This is a genomic window from Variovorax sp. LjRoot290 (assembly GCF_964253985.1).
Taxonomy (GTDB): domain Bacteria; phylum Pseudomonadota; class Gammaproteobacteria; order Burkholderiales; family Burkholderiaceae_C; genus Variovorax.
The window spans coordinates 977,775-993,267 of sequence record NZ_CAXURW020000001.1 but is presented as its reverse complement, the minus strand read 5'-3'; the positions used below and the strand labels follow the sequence as shown (position 1 = coordinate 993,267).

At 67.4% G+C, this 15,493-nt stretch carries 16 protein-coding genes; 8 read left to right on the top strand and 8 right to left on the bottom strand.

What is annotated here, in order from left to right; all coding sequences use genetic code 11:
• From thiD to ACSQ9A_RS05025, 3 genes are all read left to right on the top strand, one after another.
• On the top strand, nt 1–960 hold the full coding sequence (gene thiD, locus ACSQ9A_RS05035) for a bifunctional hydroxymethylpyrimidine kinase/phosphomethylpyrimidine kinase (RefSeq protein ID WP_093109553.1): 960 nt from the start codon (nt 1–3) through the stop codon (nt 958–960).
• A complete protein-coding gene (hemL, locus tag ACSQ9A_RS05030; protein ID WP_436302892.1) occupies nt 960–2,255 on the top strand; it encodes a glutamate-1-semialdehyde 2,1-aminomutase in 1,296 nt (431 codons plus the stop codon). The genes thiD and hemL overlap by 1 nt, the downstream gene beginning before the upstream one ends.
• A 241-nt stretch (nt 2,256–2,496) precedes the next feature.
• Complete coding sequence (locus tag ACSQ9A_RS05025) at nt 2,497–2,712, top strand: hypothetical protein (RefSeq protein WP_436302890.1); 216 nt, start codon at nt 2,497–2,499, stop codon at nt 2,710–2,712.
• A gap of 18 nt (nt 2,713–2,730) precedes the next feature.
• On the opposite strand, the gene purH is transcribed toward ACSQ9A_RS05025, so the two are convergent.
• From purH to dusB, 3 genes are read right to left on the bottom strand one after another with little or no spacing between them, the layout of a single operon-like run.
• On the bottom strand, nt 2,731–4,302 hold the full coding sequence (purH, locus tag ACSQ9A_RS05020) for a bifunctional phosphoribosylaminoimidazolecarboxamide formyltransferase/IMP cyclohydrolase (RefSeq protein ID WP_436302889.1): 1,572 nt from the start codon (nt 4,300–4,302) through the stop codon (nt 2,731–2,733).
• Nucleotides 4,303–4,308: 6 nt separating this feature from the next.
• Nucleotides 4,309–4,545, bottom strand: coding sequence for a Fis family transcriptional regulator (locus tag ACSQ9A_RS05015; protein WP_028259705.1), 237 nt, complete (start codon nt 4,543–4,545; stop codon nt 4,309–4,311).
• 29 nt (nt 4,546–4,574) lie between these two features.
• Nucleotides 4,575–5,630 (bottom strand): tRNA dihydrouridine synthase DusB, encoded by a 1,056-nt coding sequence (gene dusB, locus ACSQ9A_RS05010; RefSeq protein WP_436293759.1) that lies wholly within the window; start codon nt 5,628–5,630, stop codon nt 4,575–4,577.
• A 168-nt stretch (nt 5,631–5,798) separates the two neighbouring features.
• Between dusB and ACSQ9A_RS05005 the strand changes: the two genes are divergently transcribed.
• A complete protein-coding gene (locus tag ACSQ9A_RS05005) occupies nt 5,799–6,269 on the top strand; it encodes a YqaA family protein (RefSeq protein WP_093109550.1) in 471 nt (156 codons plus the stop codon).
• A 13-nt stretch (nt 6,270–6,282) separates the two neighbouring features.
• Here ACSQ9A_RS05005 and ACSQ9A_RS05000 read toward each other — a convergent pair whose 3' ends face one another.
• From ACSQ9A_RS05000 to ACSQ9A_RS04990, 3 genes are read right to left on the bottom strand one after another with little or no spacing between them, the layout of a single operon-like run.
• On the bottom strand, nt 6,283–6,957 hold the full coding sequence (locus ACSQ9A_RS05000) for a glutathione S-transferase (RefSeq protein ID WP_436302888.1): 675 nt from the start codon (nt 6,955–6,957) through the stop codon (nt 6,283–6,285).
• Between the two features lie 22 nt (nt 6,958–6,979).
• The gene (gene ychF / locus ACSQ9A_RS04995; RefSeq protein ID WP_093109548.1) at nt 6,980–8,071 is read right to left on the bottom strand and encodes a redox-regulated ATPase YchF; all 1,092 of its coding nucleotides are present in this window, start codon (nt 8,069–8,071) and stop codon (nt 6,980–6,982) included.
• 56 nt (nt 8,072–8,127) lie between these two features.
• A complete protein-coding gene (locus tag ACSQ9A_RS04990) occupies nt 8,128–9,009 on the bottom strand; it encodes an MOSC domain-containing protein (RefSeq protein WP_093109547.1) in 882 nt (293 codons plus the stop codon).
• Nucleotides 9,010–9,086: 77 nt separating this feature from the next.
• Here ACSQ9A_RS04990 and ACSQ9A_RS04985 point away from each other — a divergent pair, with 77 nt between their 5' ends.
• The 4 genes from ACSQ9A_RS04985 to ACSQ9A_RS04970 are packed head-to-tail and all read left to right on the top strand — an operon-like array spanning nt 9,087 to nt 13,537.
• Nucleotides 9,087–10,196, top strand: a complete 1,110-nt coding sequence (locus ACSQ9A_RS04985; RefSeq protein WP_436302887.1) for an FAD-dependent monooxygenase — start codon at nt 9,087–9,089, stop codon at nt 10,194–10,196.
• Nucleotides 10,197–10,219: 23 nt separating this feature from the next.
• Entirely contained in the window at nt 10,220–10,930 is a 711-nt protein-coding gene (locus tag ACSQ9A_RS04980) for a DsbC family protein (RefSeq protein ID WP_436302886.1), read from the top strand.
• Nucleotides 10,930–12,723 (top strand): M61 family metallopeptidase, encoded by a 1,794-nt coding sequence (locus ACSQ9A_RS04975; protein ID WP_436302885.1) that lies wholly within the window; start codon nt 10,930–10,932, stop codon nt 12,721–12,723. Before ACSQ9A_RS04980 ends, ACSQ9A_RS04975 begins: the two co-directional genes overlap by 1 nt.
• 34 nt (nt 12,724–12,757) lie before the next feature.
• Complete coding sequence (locus tag ACSQ9A_RS04970) at nt 12,758–13,537, top strand: enoyl-CoA hydratase (protein WP_436302884.1); 780 nt, start codon at nt 12,758–12,760, stop codon at nt 13,535–13,537.
• Nucleotides 13,538–13,544: 7 nt separating this feature from the next.
• Here the strand turns inward: ACSQ9A_RS04970 and ACSQ9A_RS04965 are convergent, their stop codons facing one another.
• Together ACSQ9A_RS04965 and ACSQ9A_RS04960 are read right to left on the bottom strand one after the other, a co-directional pair.
• On the bottom strand, nt 13,545–14,717 hold the full coding sequence (locus ACSQ9A_RS04965; RefSeq protein ID WP_436302883.1) for a hypothetical protein: 1,173 nt from the start codon (nt 14,715–14,717) through the stop codon (nt 13,545–13,547).
• Nucleotides 14,714–15,382 carry a sigma-70 family RNA polymerase sigma factor gene (locus ACSQ9A_RS04960; RefSeq protein ID WP_436302882.1) on the bottom strand — a complete coding sequence of 223 codons (669 nt, stop codon included), beginning with the start codon at nt 15,380–15,382 and terminating at the stop codon, nt 14,714–14,716. The genes ACSQ9A_RS04965 and ACSQ9A_RS04960 overlap by 4 nt, the downstream gene beginning before the upstream one ends.
• Between the last annotated feature and the right edge of the window lie 111 nt (nt 15,383–15,493).

The following is a 15,493-nucleotide window of genomic DNA, read 5'->3' as shown; positions in this document are numbered from 1 at the left end:
ATGACAACTTTCCTACTACCACCAGAGCACGACCGCAAAGTGAGCGATCTTACCGACCCCCCGAACGATGAAACCGCCGAAAGCGAGTTGAATCCGCCGTGCGTGCTGGTCTTCAACGCGAGCGATCCGAGCGGAGCCGGCGGCCTGGGCTGCGATGCCCTGGCCATGGCATCAGTCGGCGCCCACATGCTGCCGGTCGTGACCGGCGCCTACGCGCGCGACACCGCTGAAATTTTCGATCACTTCACCTTCGATGAGGAGGCCGTCGCCGAACAGGCGCGTGCCATTCTCGAAGACGTGGAGGTCCAGCTCATCAAGGTGGGCTTCGTCGGCTCGCCCGAGAACCTCAGCACCGTGGCCGAGACCGCGACCGACTATCCCGAAGTGCCGGTGGTCGCCTACATGCCCAACCTCTCCTGGTGGGAAGACACGCAGATCGAGGCCTATCTCGATGCGTTTCGCGAGCTCGTGCTGCCGCAGACGACCGTGCTGGTCGGCAACCACAGCACGTTGTGGCGATGGCTGCTGCCGGACTGGGCCGGCGAGCGCCCGCCCACCGCGCGCGACATCGCCAAGGCGGCCGGCGAAGTCGGCGTGCCCTACACGCTGGTGACCGGGCTGGTCCTACCCGATCAGTTCATCGACAACGTGCTGGCATCGCCGCAGTCGGTGCTAGCGAGCGAGAAGTACGAGCGCCTCGATGCCGTGTTCGCCGGCGCGGGCGACACGCTCTCCGCCGCGCTGGCCGCGCTGCTCGCCAGCGGCACCGACCTGGTCGCGGCCACCACCGAAGCGCTGAGCTACATGGACCGCTGTCTCGATGCCGGCTTCCGCCCCGGCATGGGCCACGTGCTGCCCGACCGCCTGTTCTGGGCCCAGCCCGAGGACGACGAAGACAACGACGACGATCCCGCCTCTCCCACTGACTTTGCCCTGCCTCCACACGACACTCGCCACTGATGCCACACGCCACCGACAAGAACGACATCCTCTTCGAGCGCGCCCGCGCCGTGATTCCAGGCGGGGTCAACTCGCCCGTGCGCGCCTTCAGGGCCGTCGGCGGTACGCCGCGCTTTGTCAAGCGCGCGCAGGGCGCCTACTTCTGGGATGCCGCGGACCAGCGCTACATCGACTACATCGGCTCCTGGGGACCGATGATCCTGGGCCACGGCCATCCCGCAGTGGTCGATGCGGTACAGCGCGCCGTGACAGAGGGCTTCTCCTTCGGCGCACCGACCGAGCGCGAGATCGAACTCGCCGAAGCCATCCTGGCACTCGTGCCGTCGATGGAGATGGTGCGCCTCGTGAGCTCCGGCACCGAAGCCGCGATGAGCGCGCTGCGCCTGGCGCGCGGCGCGACCGGGCGCAAGTACATCATCAAGTTCGAAGGCTGCTACCACGGTCACGCCGATGCGCTGCTGGTCAAGGCCGGCTCGGGCCTCGCGACCTTCGGCAACCCGACCTCGGCCGGCGTGCCGCCCGAGGTGGTGCAGCACACGCTGGTCCTCGAATACAACAACCTCGCGCAGCTCGAGGAAGCCTTCACGCTGCATGGCCACGAGATCGCCTGCCTGATGATCGAGGCGATCGCCGGCAACATGAACTTCGTGCGCGCGAGCGCCGCCTTCGCCCAGCGCTGCCGCGAGCTCTGCACGAAGCACGGCGCGCTGCTGGTGTTCGACGAGGTCATGACCGGCTTCCGCGTCGGCCTGCAGGGCGCCCAGGGCGTGCTGGGCATCACGCCCGACCTCACGGTGCTGGGCAAGGTGATCGGCGGCGGCATGCCGCTCGCGGCCTTCGGCGGGCCGCGCGCGATCATGGAGCAGCTCGCGCCGCTCGGGCCCGTGTACCAGGCCGGCACGCTCTCCGGCAACCCGGTGGCCACGGCCTGCGGCCTCGCGACATTGAAGGAAGTGGCCAGGCCCGGCTTCTTCGACGCGCTGTCACACAAGACCCGTACGCTGGTCGACGGGCTGAAGTCGGCCGCCGCGGCGGAAGGCATCGCCTTCAGCGCCGACAGCGAAGGCGGCATGTTCGGCTTCTTCCTGCTTGATGCGCTGCCGCAGAACTACGGCACGGTCATGACCACCGACAACACGAAATTCAATGCCCTGTTCCACGGCCTGCTCGAACGCGGCGTCTACATAGCGCCGGCGCTGTACGAGGCCGGCTTCGTGAGCGCGGCCCACAGCGACGAAGACATTGCCGCAACCGTCGAGGCGGCGCGCCAAATCTTCAAGACGCTGCGCGCATGAGACTCCGCAGCTTGCTGCCCTGGCTGGTCCTCGCGCCCGGCCTGGCCTTCGCGCAGGCCGATATCGGCAAGGCCTGATTCAACGCCGGCTTCTACTCCCATCACTTCGACCGCGACAAGGGGCCGGCGGACGGCAACCCGGCCTCGGCATCGAATGGCCGCTCGACGAGACCTACTCGCTCACCGCCGGCCTGTTCCGCAACAGCGACCGCGAGCGCTCGCGTTACGTCGGGCTATACGTCATGCCCTTCGAGTTCCATGGCGTGAAGTTCGGCGCCGTGGTCGGCGCCTTCGACGGCTACCCGCGGTCCAACAACGGCGGTTGGTTTCCGGCGCTGATCCCGCCCGCGGCCATCGAAGGCAAGAACTGGGGGCTCAACATCGCCATCGTTCCCAACATCAGGAACCGCCTCTACGGCGCGATGAGCTTCCAGCTCAAGTACCGCTTCGGAGCCTAGGGCCTGCTAACAGGCCCTCTAGTGCCTGAAATGGCGCACGCCTGACAGCACCATGACCACGCCGCGTTCGTCCGCGGCATCGATCACCTCCTGATCGCGCATCGAGCCGCCGGGCTGGATCACGCAACTCGCGCCGGCATCGACCACCACGTCGAGCCCGTCGCGGAACGGAAAGAAGGCGTCGCTCGCGACCGCCGTGCCTTGCAGCGACAAGCCCGCGTGCTGCGCCTTGATGCTCGCGATGCGCGCCGAATCGAGCCGGCTCATCTGGCCGGCGCCGACACCCATGGTCATGCCGTCGGCGCAGAACACGATCGCGTTGCTCTTGACGAACTTCGCGACCTTCCATGCGAACAGAAGATCCTGCAGCTGCTGCGGCGTGGGTTGCTTCTTGCTCACCACCTTGAGCTCGTCGATCGAGAGCTCGCGGTTGTCGGCGGTCTGCATCAGGAGGCCAGAACCGATGCGCTTCACGTCCACCGCGTTGCGGCCGTTGTCCCAGTCGCTGGTGCCGCCCGGCGGCAGCGCGATCTCCAGGATGCGCACATTGACCTTGCTCTTGAACACCTCGAGCGCCTCCGGCGCATAGCCCGGCGCCATCAGCACTTCGACGAACTGCTTGCTCACAGCTTCGGCCGCGGCACGGTCCACCGGCCGGTTGAAGGCGATGATGCCGCCGAAGGCCGAGGTCGGATCCGTCTTGAAGGCCTTGGCGTAAGCCTCGTGTGCATCCTTGCCCACGGCAACGCCGCACGGGTTGGCATGCTTGACGATCACGCATGCCGGCGTGTCGAAGCTCTTCACGCACTCCCAGGCGGCATCGGCATCGGCGATGTTGTTGTAGCTGAGCTCCTTGCCCTGCAGCTGCTTGGCCGTGACCAGCGAACCGGGCGCGGGGTACAGGTCGCGGTAGAACGCGGCCTGCTGGTGCGGGTTCTCGCCGTAGCGCAGGTCCTGCAGCTTGATGAAGCGGCCGTTGCTCTGCGCCGGGAAGAGCGCATGGCTGCCGTCGCCCTGAATGCCCGAGAGGTAGTCGCTGATCGCGCCGTCGTACTGACTGATGCGGTTGAAGGCGGCGACGGAGAAGGCGAACCTGGTCTTGTCGCTGAGCTTGCCGTCGGCCTTGAGCTCGGCCAGTGCCTGCGGGTATTGCGCCGCGTCGGTCAGCACGCCGACGTCCTTCCAGTTCTTCGCCGCGCTGCGCACCATGGCCGGGCCGCCGATGTCGATGTTCTCGATCGCGTCCTCCAAGGTGCAGCCGGGCTTGGCCACCGTGGATTCGAAGGGATAGAGGTTGACCACCAGCAGGTCGATGGTGTCGATGCCGTGCGCCTTCAGCGCCGCCATGTGCGCCGGCACGTCGCGCCGCGCCAGCAGGCCGCCATGCACCTTGGGATGCAGCGTCTTCACGCGGCCGTCGAGCATCTCGGGAAAGCCGGTGAGCTCGGCCACTTCGGTCACCGGCAGGCCGGCATCGGCCAGCAGCTTGGCGGTGCCGCCGGTCGAGAACAGGCGGATGTCCAGCGCGTGGAGCGCCTGCGCGAATTCGAGGATGCCGGTCTTGTCGGAAACGGAAATCAGTGCATTCATCAAGGACTACTTCAGGAGTTTGTGTTCGACCAGCTTTTTTCGAAGCGTGTTGCGATTCAGGCCCAACCACTGCGCGGCCTTGGACTGGTTGCCTTCGGCCCGCGTCATCACGACGTCGAGCAAGGGTTTCTCCACCACGCGCACCAGCATCTCGTACATGCCGTCGGGTTCGGTGCCGCGCAGGTCACGGAAATAACTGTCCAGACTGTTGCGCACGCAGTCTTCGATATGTTTCTTGCTCATGGCCCTCTTCTCTTCTTCTGTTCTTCAATTCATGCAGGCACTTCGGCTGCCTGCTCATCCCTTTGCGCTTGCGCGTCATCGGCGACCGGAATGCGATCCATCCGTGCGGCCAGCGTGTCGAAAAAATCGGCCACCGCGGCGAGTTGCGCGTCGCAGTCCTCGATGGTGTTCATCCGGCCCCTGAATTCCTCGCCGCCGGGCAGCGTGCGGACGTACCAGCCGATGTGTTTGCGCGCGGTGCGAACACCGCTGTAGTCGCCATAGAGCGCGTAGTGCTGCTGCAGATGGTCGAGCATGAGGCGGCGCACCTCGGCCACGAGCGGCGGCGCGAGCTGCGTTCCGGTCGCGAGGAAGTGCGCGATCTCGCGAAAGATCCACGGCCGTCCCTGCGCGGCACGGCCCACCATCACGGCGTCGGCGCCAGTGAGTGCGAACACTTCACGCGCTTTCTCGGGCGAGTCGACGTCGCCGTTGGCGACCACCGGCACGCGCACGGCCGCCTTGACGGCCGCAATGGTGTCGTATTCGGCCTGGCCCTTGTAGCCCTGCTCGCGCGTGCGGCCGTGCACCGTGAGCATCTGCACGCCGGCCGCTTCGAAGCGGCGCGCCAGCGCCACCGCGTTGCGATGGTCTTCGCTCCAGCCGGTGCGCATCTTGAGCGTGACCGGGACCTTGTGCGGCATCGCAGCACGGACCACCGCCTCGACGATCTCGAGCGCCAGCGGCTCGTCGCGCATCAGCGCCGACCCGGCCCACTTGTTGCAGACCTTCTTGGCCGGGCAGCCCATATTGATGTCGATGATCTGGGCGCCGCGCTCGATGTTGTATTGCGCCGCCTCGGCCATCATGGCTGCATCGGTGCCGGCGATCTGCACCGCAATGGGGCCCGGTTCGCCATCGTGGTTCGCGCGGCGCGAGGTCTTGAGCGAACCCCACAGCTCCTTGCGCGAAGTGACCATCTCGCTCACCGCGTAGCCCGCACCGAGTTCGCGGCACAGCATGCGGAAGGGCCGGTCGGTGACGCCCGCCATGGGCGCAACGAACAGCCGGTTTTCCAGCGCGATGTTGCCGATCTGCAGGGTCATGGAGGGAAAGTTGGCACGCGCCTGGCTGCTGAAAAATGAGGCACGATTGTAGCGGCGCGAAGCGAGAGGCGCTGAAACGATTTGCGATTTCATCGAGTTTCATCGCGCACGCGGACAGCGTATACGCCGACGCTGCATAACACCGCGCCTTTCTATACTCCGGCGCACATGCAAGCCTGGCTCGACTCACTCTTTGCGCTTCTTGCGCTGCCGCAATTCGGGCTCAGCACCCTCTTCGTTGCTGCCTTCGTGTCGGCGACCCTGTTGCCGGTCGGCTCCGAGCCGGTGCTGTTCGGACTGCTCAAGCTCAATCCCGAAATGTTCTGGTCCGCGGTCGGCGTCGCGACGATCGGCAACACCTTGGGCGGCATCGTGGACTGGTGGATCGGCTACGGCGCACACAAGGTGGCCGACAAGTATTCGCACTCCAAGCACCATCTGCGTGTGCTCGGCTGGCTGGAACACCTGGGGCCCAAGGCTTGTCTGCTGGCCTGGCTGCCGATCGTCGGCGATCCGCTCTGCGCGGTCGCGGGCTGGCTCCGGCTCTCGTTCTGGCCTTGCGTGATCTACATGGCGATCGGCAAGTTCGCGCGCTATGTCACGATGACGATTGCCCTTCTCTACATCTGGCCAAATTGAGGCGGCCACGCCATCAGGTCAAGAGCCCGTACGGCCCGCCACGCTCGAGCGCGCGCATGTAGGCCGGCCGCGTATGGATGCGCTCCAGATAAGCCATGAGCTTGGGCCGCGACGCATCGAGCCCGCCGCGCGCCAACGCGGCTTCCACCGGAAAACTCATCTGGATGTCGGCGCCCGAAAACGCATTGCCGGCAAACCATTTGCTCTTGCCGAGTTCGCCTTCCATGAAATCCAGATGGCTCTTGATGTTCGGCATGATGAAGGCGGCCTTGGCCTTGCCCGCGATCGCCTTCGCGATCGGCTTGGCGAAGAAGGGCATCTTCGCCTTCTCGATCTGGTCGAACATCAGCTTCAGCAGGAGCGGCGGCATCGCCGAGCCTTCGGCGTAGTGCAGCCAGTAGCGGTAGCGCAGCGCTTCGGTCGTGCCCGCCGCCGGCGCGAGGCGGCCATTGCCGTAGCGCTCAATCAGCGTCTCGACGACCGCACCCGACTCCGCGAGCGTGAGGCCTTCGTCGGTCGTCACCACCGGCGACTTGCCCAGCGGATGCACCGCGCGCAAGGTGGGCGGCGCGAGCATGGTCTTGGGATCGCGCTGATAGTGAACGATCTCGTAGGGGAGCTCGAGTTCTTCGAGCAGCCAGAGTACGCGTTGCGAACGGGAGTTGTTGAGGTGGTGGACTGTGATCATGGCGAGCTGAAGTGCGAACGGGTCAGGAGCTGAACAGGAAGTTCATCACATCCCCGTCCTTGACCACGTACTCCTTGCCTTCCGCCCGCATCTTCCCGGCATCCTTCGACCCCTGCTCGCCCTTGAAGGCGATGAAGTCGTTGAAGGCGATGGTCTGGGCGCGGATGTAGCCCTTCTCGAAATCGGTGTGGATCACGCCGGCCGCCTGCGGGCCGGTGTCGCCGACGTGGATGGTCCACGCGCGCACTTCCTTCACGCCGGCGGTGAAGTAGGTCTGCAGGCCCAGCAGCGTGTAAGCCGCGCGGATCAGGCGATTGAGGCCCGGCTCTTCCTGGCCGATCTCGGCAAGGAACATCTTCTTGTCTTCCTCGTCCATGTCGGCCAGCTCGGCTTCGATCTTGGCGCAGATGGCGACCACGGGCGCGTTCTGCGCGGCGGCGTATTCGCGCAGCCGGTCGAGGAAGGGGTTGTTCTCGAAGCCGTCCTCGGCCACGTTGCCGACGAACATCGCGGGCTTGGCGGTGATCAGCGAGAACTGCTTGATCAAGGGCTTGTCTTCCTTGCTGAACTCGATCGCGCGCACCGGCTTGTTCTCGTTCAGCGCGGCCTGGCATTTCTCCAGCAGCGCGACCAGCTTGATCGCCTCCTTGTCGCCCGAGCGCGCGGTCTTGGTGTGGCGGTGCAGCGCCTTCTCGACCGTGGCCAGGTCGGCCAGGCACAGCTCGGTCTGGATCACCTCGATGTCGGAGATGGGGTCGACCTTGCCCGCAACGTGGATCACGTTGTCGTCCTCGAAGCAGCGCACCACATTGACGATGGCGTCGGTTTCGCGGATGTGCGCGAGGAACTGGTTGCCCAGGCCTTCGCCCTTGCTGGCGCCGGCCACCAGGCCCGCGATGTCGACGAACTCGACGATGGCCGGCACGATGCGCTCGGGCTTCACGATCTCGCTCAACTGGGCGAGCCGCGGATCGGGCACTTCGACCACGCCGACGTTCGGCTCGATGGTGCAGAAAGGATAGTTCTCGGCCGCGATGCCTGCCTTGGTCAGCGCGTTGAAAAGGGTGGACTTGCCGACGTTGGGCAGGCCGACGATGCCGCACTGGAGACTCATGGCGGGGCTTTCAGAATGCTTTGGGGAACCGGGGATTTTAGGCGCCCGGCCTCGCTTCAGTCGAAGCGCAGGTTTGCGACTACCGTCTGGCCGCGCTTCAGCATGTGCTCCACGCCCTGCAGCACGATCGCATTCATGCCGAAGGTGATGGCGCCGTCGACGCGGGCGTCGGCGCGGTAGGTCCGCAGCATGTCGCCCACTTCGGGGCTGCTTTCGGCCGTGGCCGGGTCGATGTCGGGGATCGAGCAGCGCGAGCAGGGCTTCACCGGCCGAAGTTGCGCCTCGCCCTCGGCGGTCGCGATGTACAGCGTGTCGACGCGGTCCTCGTCGTGCGCCTCGATGCCGGCGAGCACGACGTTGGGGCGGAAGCGCTCGATCCCGACGGCGCCGTGGCCGGCCGCGGCCAGCCGCGCGTTGAGCTCGGCCAGCGAGCCCTCGCTGACCACCAGCAGCGGATAGCCGTCGGCGAACTGGTTGGGTGCCTCGATATCGCCGGTCCATTGGAGGCTCGACAGCCGCTGGTGCTCGGGATCGAAGCGCACCAAGCGCAGCTTCTGCGGCCGGCCCGGCTGCGAGAGGAAGTCGCTGAACCATTGGGCCGCGATGTCGCCCATGTCGTAGGCCGGCACCTCGTCCTTCCACACGCGCACGCGCACCGGCGCTTCGACGCGGTCGAAGGCGATGTGCAGCGCCAGCATGCCGGGTGCGCGCAGCACCATCTCGGAATGCTTCATCTGCGGCCGGATCAGCGCCATGCGCGGCAGCTGGCGCTGGGTGACGAACTCGCCGTTCTCGTCGACCACCATCCAGGCGCGGTCGAACTCCAGGCCGGTCTCGATCAGCAGCGCCTCGGGGAGCTCGACGCCGGCGCAGGACTTGATCGGGTAGACGAACAGGCGGGCGATGGTGGCTTGGAGGTCGAAGTCGGAGGCAGTCACGTGAAGGTCCTTGGGCTGAAGCCGGTGATTGTCCCGCACGACGCCCGCCGGGAAAGGCAGGCTCCTACAATGCCCCGATGGCTCTTCCACCCGAGGTTTGCATTCGCGGCGCCGGCATCGTCGGCCGCACGCTCGCGCTGCTTTTGGCGCGCGAACGCGTTCGCGTGGCGCTGGTGGCGCCGGCCGCGGCCCCCGCGGGGCAGGATGTGCGCGCCTACGCGCTCAATGCGGCCTCGAAGGCGCTGCTCGAATCGCTGCGTGGCTGGCCCGATGCGGCGCATGCCACGCCGGTGCGCGAGATGCTGGTCTACGGCGACGAAGGCGGCCGCGTGCAGTTCCATGCCGCGCGGCAGAAGGTCGAGGCGCTGGCCTGGATCGTCGATGTCCCCGCGCTCGAGCAGCAGTTGAGCGACGCGGTGCGCTTCCAGCCGCGCATCGAGATCGTCGCCGAGCCCGTGCCGGCGCCGCTGACGGTGGTCTGCGAAGGCCGCATCAGCGCCACGCGCGAAACATTGGGCGTGCGCTACGAAGTGACGCGCTATCCGCAACACGCGATCGCGGCGCGGCTCCAGGCCGAAGAGCCGCACGACGGCGCCGCGCGCCAATGGTTCAACGACAAGGGCGAAGTGTTCGCGCTGCTGCCGCTCGGCGACAGGCAGCTCGCGCTGGTGTGGTCGGTCGACCAGCTGCGCGCGCCGGCCCTGCTGGCACAGACGGCCGACGAGTTCAACACCGCGCTGCACGACGCCAGCCACGGTGCGCTCGGTGCGCTGCGGCTCACCAGCGAGCGCGCGGCCTGGCCGCTGCAGCGCGCCATCGCCGACCGCTGGACCGGCCAGTTCGCCGACGGCAGTTCCTGGGCGCTCGCGGGCGATGCCGCGCATACGGTGCATCCGCTTGCAGGCCAGGGCTTGAACCTGGGTCTGGCCGATGCCGCAGCGTTGGCCAACGTGATCAAGGACCGCGACTACTGGCGCAGCGTGGGCGATGCCCGGCTGCTGCGCCGCTACGAGCGGGCCCGCCGCACCGACGTGCTCTCCATGAGCCTGGCCACCGACGGCCTGCAGCAACTCTTCGCGCACAGCGCCGATCCGTTGCCGGCGCTTCGCAACTGGGGCATGCGCGGCTTCGACCGCACGCGGCTCGTCAAGAACTGGATCGCGAAGCAGGCCATGGGCCTGCACTGAATTCCGCCGGAAGAAACAACACCATGAAATTCGCTCCTGCCCTTTTTGCCGCGCTGACTCTGGTCAGCACCCTGAGCGCCAGCGCCGGCGAGGCCGAGATCCGCCAGAACCTCGCTGCGCGCATTCCGCAGTTCGCGAAGATCGACGAGATCACCAAGTCGCCGATGCCCGGCCTCTACGAGGTGCGCATCAACGGCTTCGAGATCTACTACACCGACGAGCAGGGCAACTACCTGTTGCAGGGCAACCTGATCGACGTGAAGGCGCGCCGCAACCTCACCGAAGAGCGGGTCGAGAAACTCAGCGAGGTCGCTTTCGACAAACTGCCCGTGAAGGATGCCTTCAAGATCGTGCGCGGCAACGGCAAGCGCAAGCTGGCGGTGTTCGAGGATCCGAACTGCGGCTACTGCAAGCAGTTCGAGCGCGACCTGACCAAGGTCGACAACGTGACCATCCATCTCTTTCTCTATCCGGTGCTGGGGCCGGACTCGGTCGTGAAGTCGCGCAACATCTGGTGCGCCAAGGACAAGGCCCGTGCCTGGACCGACTGGATGGTGCGCGGCGTCGCGCCCGAGACCGCCGAATGCGACACCAGCGCGCTCAACCGCAACCGCGAGTTCGGCCAGAAATACAACATCACCGGCACGCCCACGCTGATCTTTAGCAACGGCACGCGCGCGCCGGGCGCGATCCCGGCCGAACAGGTCGAAAAACAACTCGCCGCTGCCAACTGATGGCGGCGCCGGCCATCCACTACCGCGTCGAATGCGTGGACCGCAACGCGCACCTGTTCGCCGTCACGCTGACCATCGAGCGGCCTGCCGCGCAGCAGCGCGTCGCATTGCCGGTCTGGATTCCGGGCAGCTACCTGGTGCGCGAATTCGCGAAGAACCTGCAGCAGTTGCAGGCATCGCAGGGTCGGCGCAAGCGGGCCCCGCAGCAACTCGACAAGCACAGCTGGCAGATCGATTGCGCGCCGGGCAAGCCCCTGGTGCTGCGCTACCAGGTCTGCGCCTACGACAACTCGGTGCGCACCGCGTGGCTCGATCGCGACCGCGGCTTCTTCAACGGAACCAGCCTGTGCCTTCGCGTCGAAGGCCAGACCGATGGGCCGCACGCGATCGAGGTGCTGGCGCCGCAGCTCTTGGCGCCGGGCGAGCGCTGGTCGTGCGCGACGGCGCTGAAGCCCGCCAAGGTCGACCGCCGGGGCTTCGGCAGCTACCTCGCCGCCGACTATGACGAGCTGGCCGACAGCCCGGTCGAGATGGGCATGTTCTGGAGCGCCGAGTTCGAGGCCTGCGGCGTGCCGCATCGCTTCGTGATCGCAGGCGCGCCCGCTTCTTTCGACGGCGAACGGCTGATCGCCGACACGCGTGCCATCTGCGAGACGCAGATGCGCTTCTGGCACGGCGACAAGGTCGGCAAGCGCGGCGGGTCCAAGCCGCCGCATGACCGCTACGTCTTCATGCTCAACGCGGTGGATGACGGCTACGGCGGCCTCGAGCACCGGCACTCGACGGCGCTGATCTGCACCCGCCGCGACCTGCCCCAGCTCGCCGTCAAGAAACAGCCCGAGGGCTACACCACGCTGCTCGGGCTGATCAGCCACGAGTACTTCCACACCTGGAACGTGAAGCGCCTGCGACCCGCCGAGTTCGCGCGCTACGACTACGGACAGGAGAACTACACCCACCTGCTGTGGCTGTTCGAGGGCTTCACCAGCTACTACGACGACCTGCTGCTGCGCCGCGCCGGCCGCATCGACGACACCGGCTACCTGCGCCTCGTCAACAAGACCATCAACCAAGTGCTGCAGGCGCCGGGCCGGCTGGTGCAGTCGGTGGCCGACGCGAGCTTCGATGCCTGGATCAAGTACTACCGGCAAGACGAGCAGACGGCCAACACCACGATCAGCTACTACACCAAGGGCGCGCTGGTGGCGCTGTGCTTCGACCTCACGCTGCGCGCCGAAGGCAAGGGCTCGCTCGACGAGGTGATGCGGCTCTTGTGGAAGAAAAGCAGCGGCGGACCGATCGACGAAGCCGCCTTCGCCGCCGCGCTCGAAGCCGTTGGTGGGCGCTCCTTCGTCGAGGAGATCGCGAGCTGGGTCCACTCGACCGAGGAACTGCCCCTGGCCGATCTGCTGCGCAGCCACGGCGTCGTCGCGCTCGAAGACCCTGCGCAGCGGGCGCAGGAACTCGGCCTGCGCGTGGCCGAGGCGAACGGCAGCGTGCAAGTCAAGATGGTGCTGCGCGGCGGCGCGGCCGAGCAGGCCGGCTTCTCGGCCAACGACGAATGGATCGGCATCGAGCTCGGCGCCTCCAAGGGCCACAAGGCGCAGGGCTGGCGGCTCGGCAAGCTCGATGACTTGGCGCTTTATCTCGGGCCGCTGAAGAAGATCACGGCACTCGTCGCGCGCGACCGGCGGCTGCTGCGCCTGCCGCTCACGCTGCCTGGCGACGTGACGACCTGGCGCCTCGCCGCGCAGGACCCGGCCAAATTGACGCGCTGGCTCGATCCGCAGTAAGACCTTCCCCTCTGTTCGTTTCAAGGAGACCCGCATGAGCTACGAGAACATCGAAGTCCGCACCGAGGCCGGCAAGGTCGGCATCGTGACGCTGAACCGCCCCAAGGCGCTGAACGCGCTCAACGATGCGCTGATGACCGAGCTCGGCAATGCGCTCAAGGCCTTCGACGCCGACGAGGCGATCGGCTGCATCATCGTCACCGGCAGCGAGCGTGCCTTCGCCGCGGGCGCCGACATCGGCGCCATGGCCACTTACAGCTTCACCGACGTCTACAAGGGCGACTACATCACGCGCAACTGGGAAACCATCCGCAGCGTGCGCAAGCCGGTGATCGCGGCCGTGAGCGGCTTCGCGCTCGGCGGCGGCTGCGAGCTCGCGATGATGTGCGACTTCATCATCGCGGCCGACAACGCGAAGTTCGGCCAGCCCGAGATCAAGCTCGGCGTGATCCCGGGCGCCGGCGGCACGCAGCGCCTGCCGCGCGCTGTGGGCAAGGCCAAGGCGATGGACATGGCCCTGACCGGCCGCATGATGGACGCCGCCGAGGCCGAGCGCTCCGGGCTGGTGAGCCGCGTCGTGCCCTACGACAAGCTCATGGACGAGGCGCTGGGCGCCGCGCTGGTGATCGCCGACTTCTCGCAGGTCGCGGTGATGGCGGCCAAGGAGTCGGTCAACCGCGCCTTCGAGAGCAGCCTCGCGGACGGCGTGATGTTCGAGCGCCGCCTGTTCCACGCGCTCTTCGCCACTGCCGACCAGAAGGAAGGCATGGACGCCTTCGTGAACAAGCGCAAGGCCGCGTTCAAGCACCAGTAAGGCGGCCTTAGCGCGGCGCTGCCGGCGGCGGCCCGGCCTCGGGTTGCGCTGCGGCCTCCGGCGCCTGCACCGCGTTGCGCAGGGCCTCGTTCAAGGCGGCCAGCGCCGGCGCCGACGGCGCGCCGGTGGCCGGCAGCGCACGGCCTTCGCGCCAGCGCACCTGGCCGCGCGCGACTTCGAACACCGCCAGCACCTCGCCGTTGCGTTCGAGCGAGATGCGCCATTCAGGCGTGGACACCAACGGCTGTCCGCCGACCGCCGTGATGGCGGCCGATCCCAGCAGCGCATTGAGATCGAGCGCTTCGGCGCGCGACAGGCTGCGGCTTGCGCCGCCGCGCTGTGCGATCGTGATGCGATTCCATTGCGAAAGCGCCGCGAAGGTGGGCGGCTCCGTCGCCTCGGTTCGCACAGTCGGAGACGCAGGGCGTGCCGCGCGTGCGGCACCGGCCGCATCGCCCGGTGCGACGAGCCCGGCCGGCGGGCTCGCCGGAGGCGCAAAGGCCTGTTTGGCCGCGGCTTCTTCTTCGCGACGGGCTCGGGCGGCGAGGGAATCCCGCGGCGCGGGACGTGCCGCCGCGTCAGCCGAAGGTTCGGCCGGCACGACGGGCGCGGCCGGGGCAGGCGGTGCGGACTGCGCAGCAGGTGCTTGGGGTGTTTCCTTCTTCTTGGACTCGGCTTCATCGGCCTGAGGGCGCGCCAGTGCCGGCGGCGGCGCGGGTGCTGCCGGTGCCTCCAGCACAGGTGCAGGCGGTGCCGATGACGGAACGGAAGCCGATTCGGTCGGCGGCGCAGGCTCGGTCGAAGCCGGCGGAGCGGGCACAGCAGGCGCGGCAGGTGCCTCGACGCGCGGCGCCTGCGCAGCGACCCTCGCCTCCCCGTCGGGCCGCGCGCCCGGCACCGGCTCGCGCTGCCAGAGCACGGTCACCAGCGTCGCGACCAGCACGGTGGCGAAAGCCGCGTTCCATGGCATGCGCGAGCCGCCGCCCAAGCCCACCAGGCGTTGCCACCACGGCCGCGCCTGCGGCTCCCGCGCGTGCGTGATGGAAGCCGGCGCTACGGCGTCGTGCGCCCGCTCCAGGATCGCCTTGCGCAGCCGCCAATGGGGCACCGAAGTGTGGTCCGGTGCATGCGCCAACGCGCGCCGCAGGGCGTCGTCTTGAAGATCGTTGTCCGTGCTCATGCCCGAAGCTCCAGCACCGACAGATAGCGCTCCATGCACCCGCGCAGCTTCTTCAAGCCATAGCGCAGCCGGCTGCGAACGGTCTCGAAGCCGACGCCGAGCGTGTCGGCCAGCGCTTCCACCGTGAAGCCGTCTTCGTGGTGCAGCAGGAAGGCGGCGCGCTGGTCGTCCGGCAACTCGTCGAGGCAGGCCAGCAGGCGGCGGCCAGCGGCGCGCCAGAACGCGAGCTCTTCGGCCGATGGGTGCGCGGCAGCGGAAGCCGTGCCGCCATCGCTCAGCAGGCCGCGGCTGAACAGCTGCGCGGCCTCGAGCCCGTCGCCGTCTTCGTCGTGGGCATAGAAGGACACCTCGCGGCCGCTCAGGCGCAGCCGGTCCATCGCCAGGTTGTGCGCGATCGTGAAGGCCCAGGTGCGCCAAGTCGCGCCCTGCGGCGAGAAGCTCTCACGCGCCGCGATGATGCGCATCCAGGTGTCCTGGAACACCTCGTCGACTTCGGCCGCGAGCCGCACGCCGAGCAGGCGCCGGACGAAGCGGAACAGCGCGCTTTCGTGGCGGGCATAGAGCGTGTCGAAGGCGCTTGCGTCGCCGCCTGCGTAGGCGAGCATCAGCTGATCGTCCGGCATGGCGTCGTGGAGGGCGGCGTTCGCAACAGAGGGGGCAAGCATCGGCAGATTTTCACCTCACGTTCTACGGACTGCGCCGCCGTTCGGGGTTAGCACCCCCTCAAAAAATATCGTCGGGACTTAACCCGACCGACGCCGCCCCGCCGTATCAGC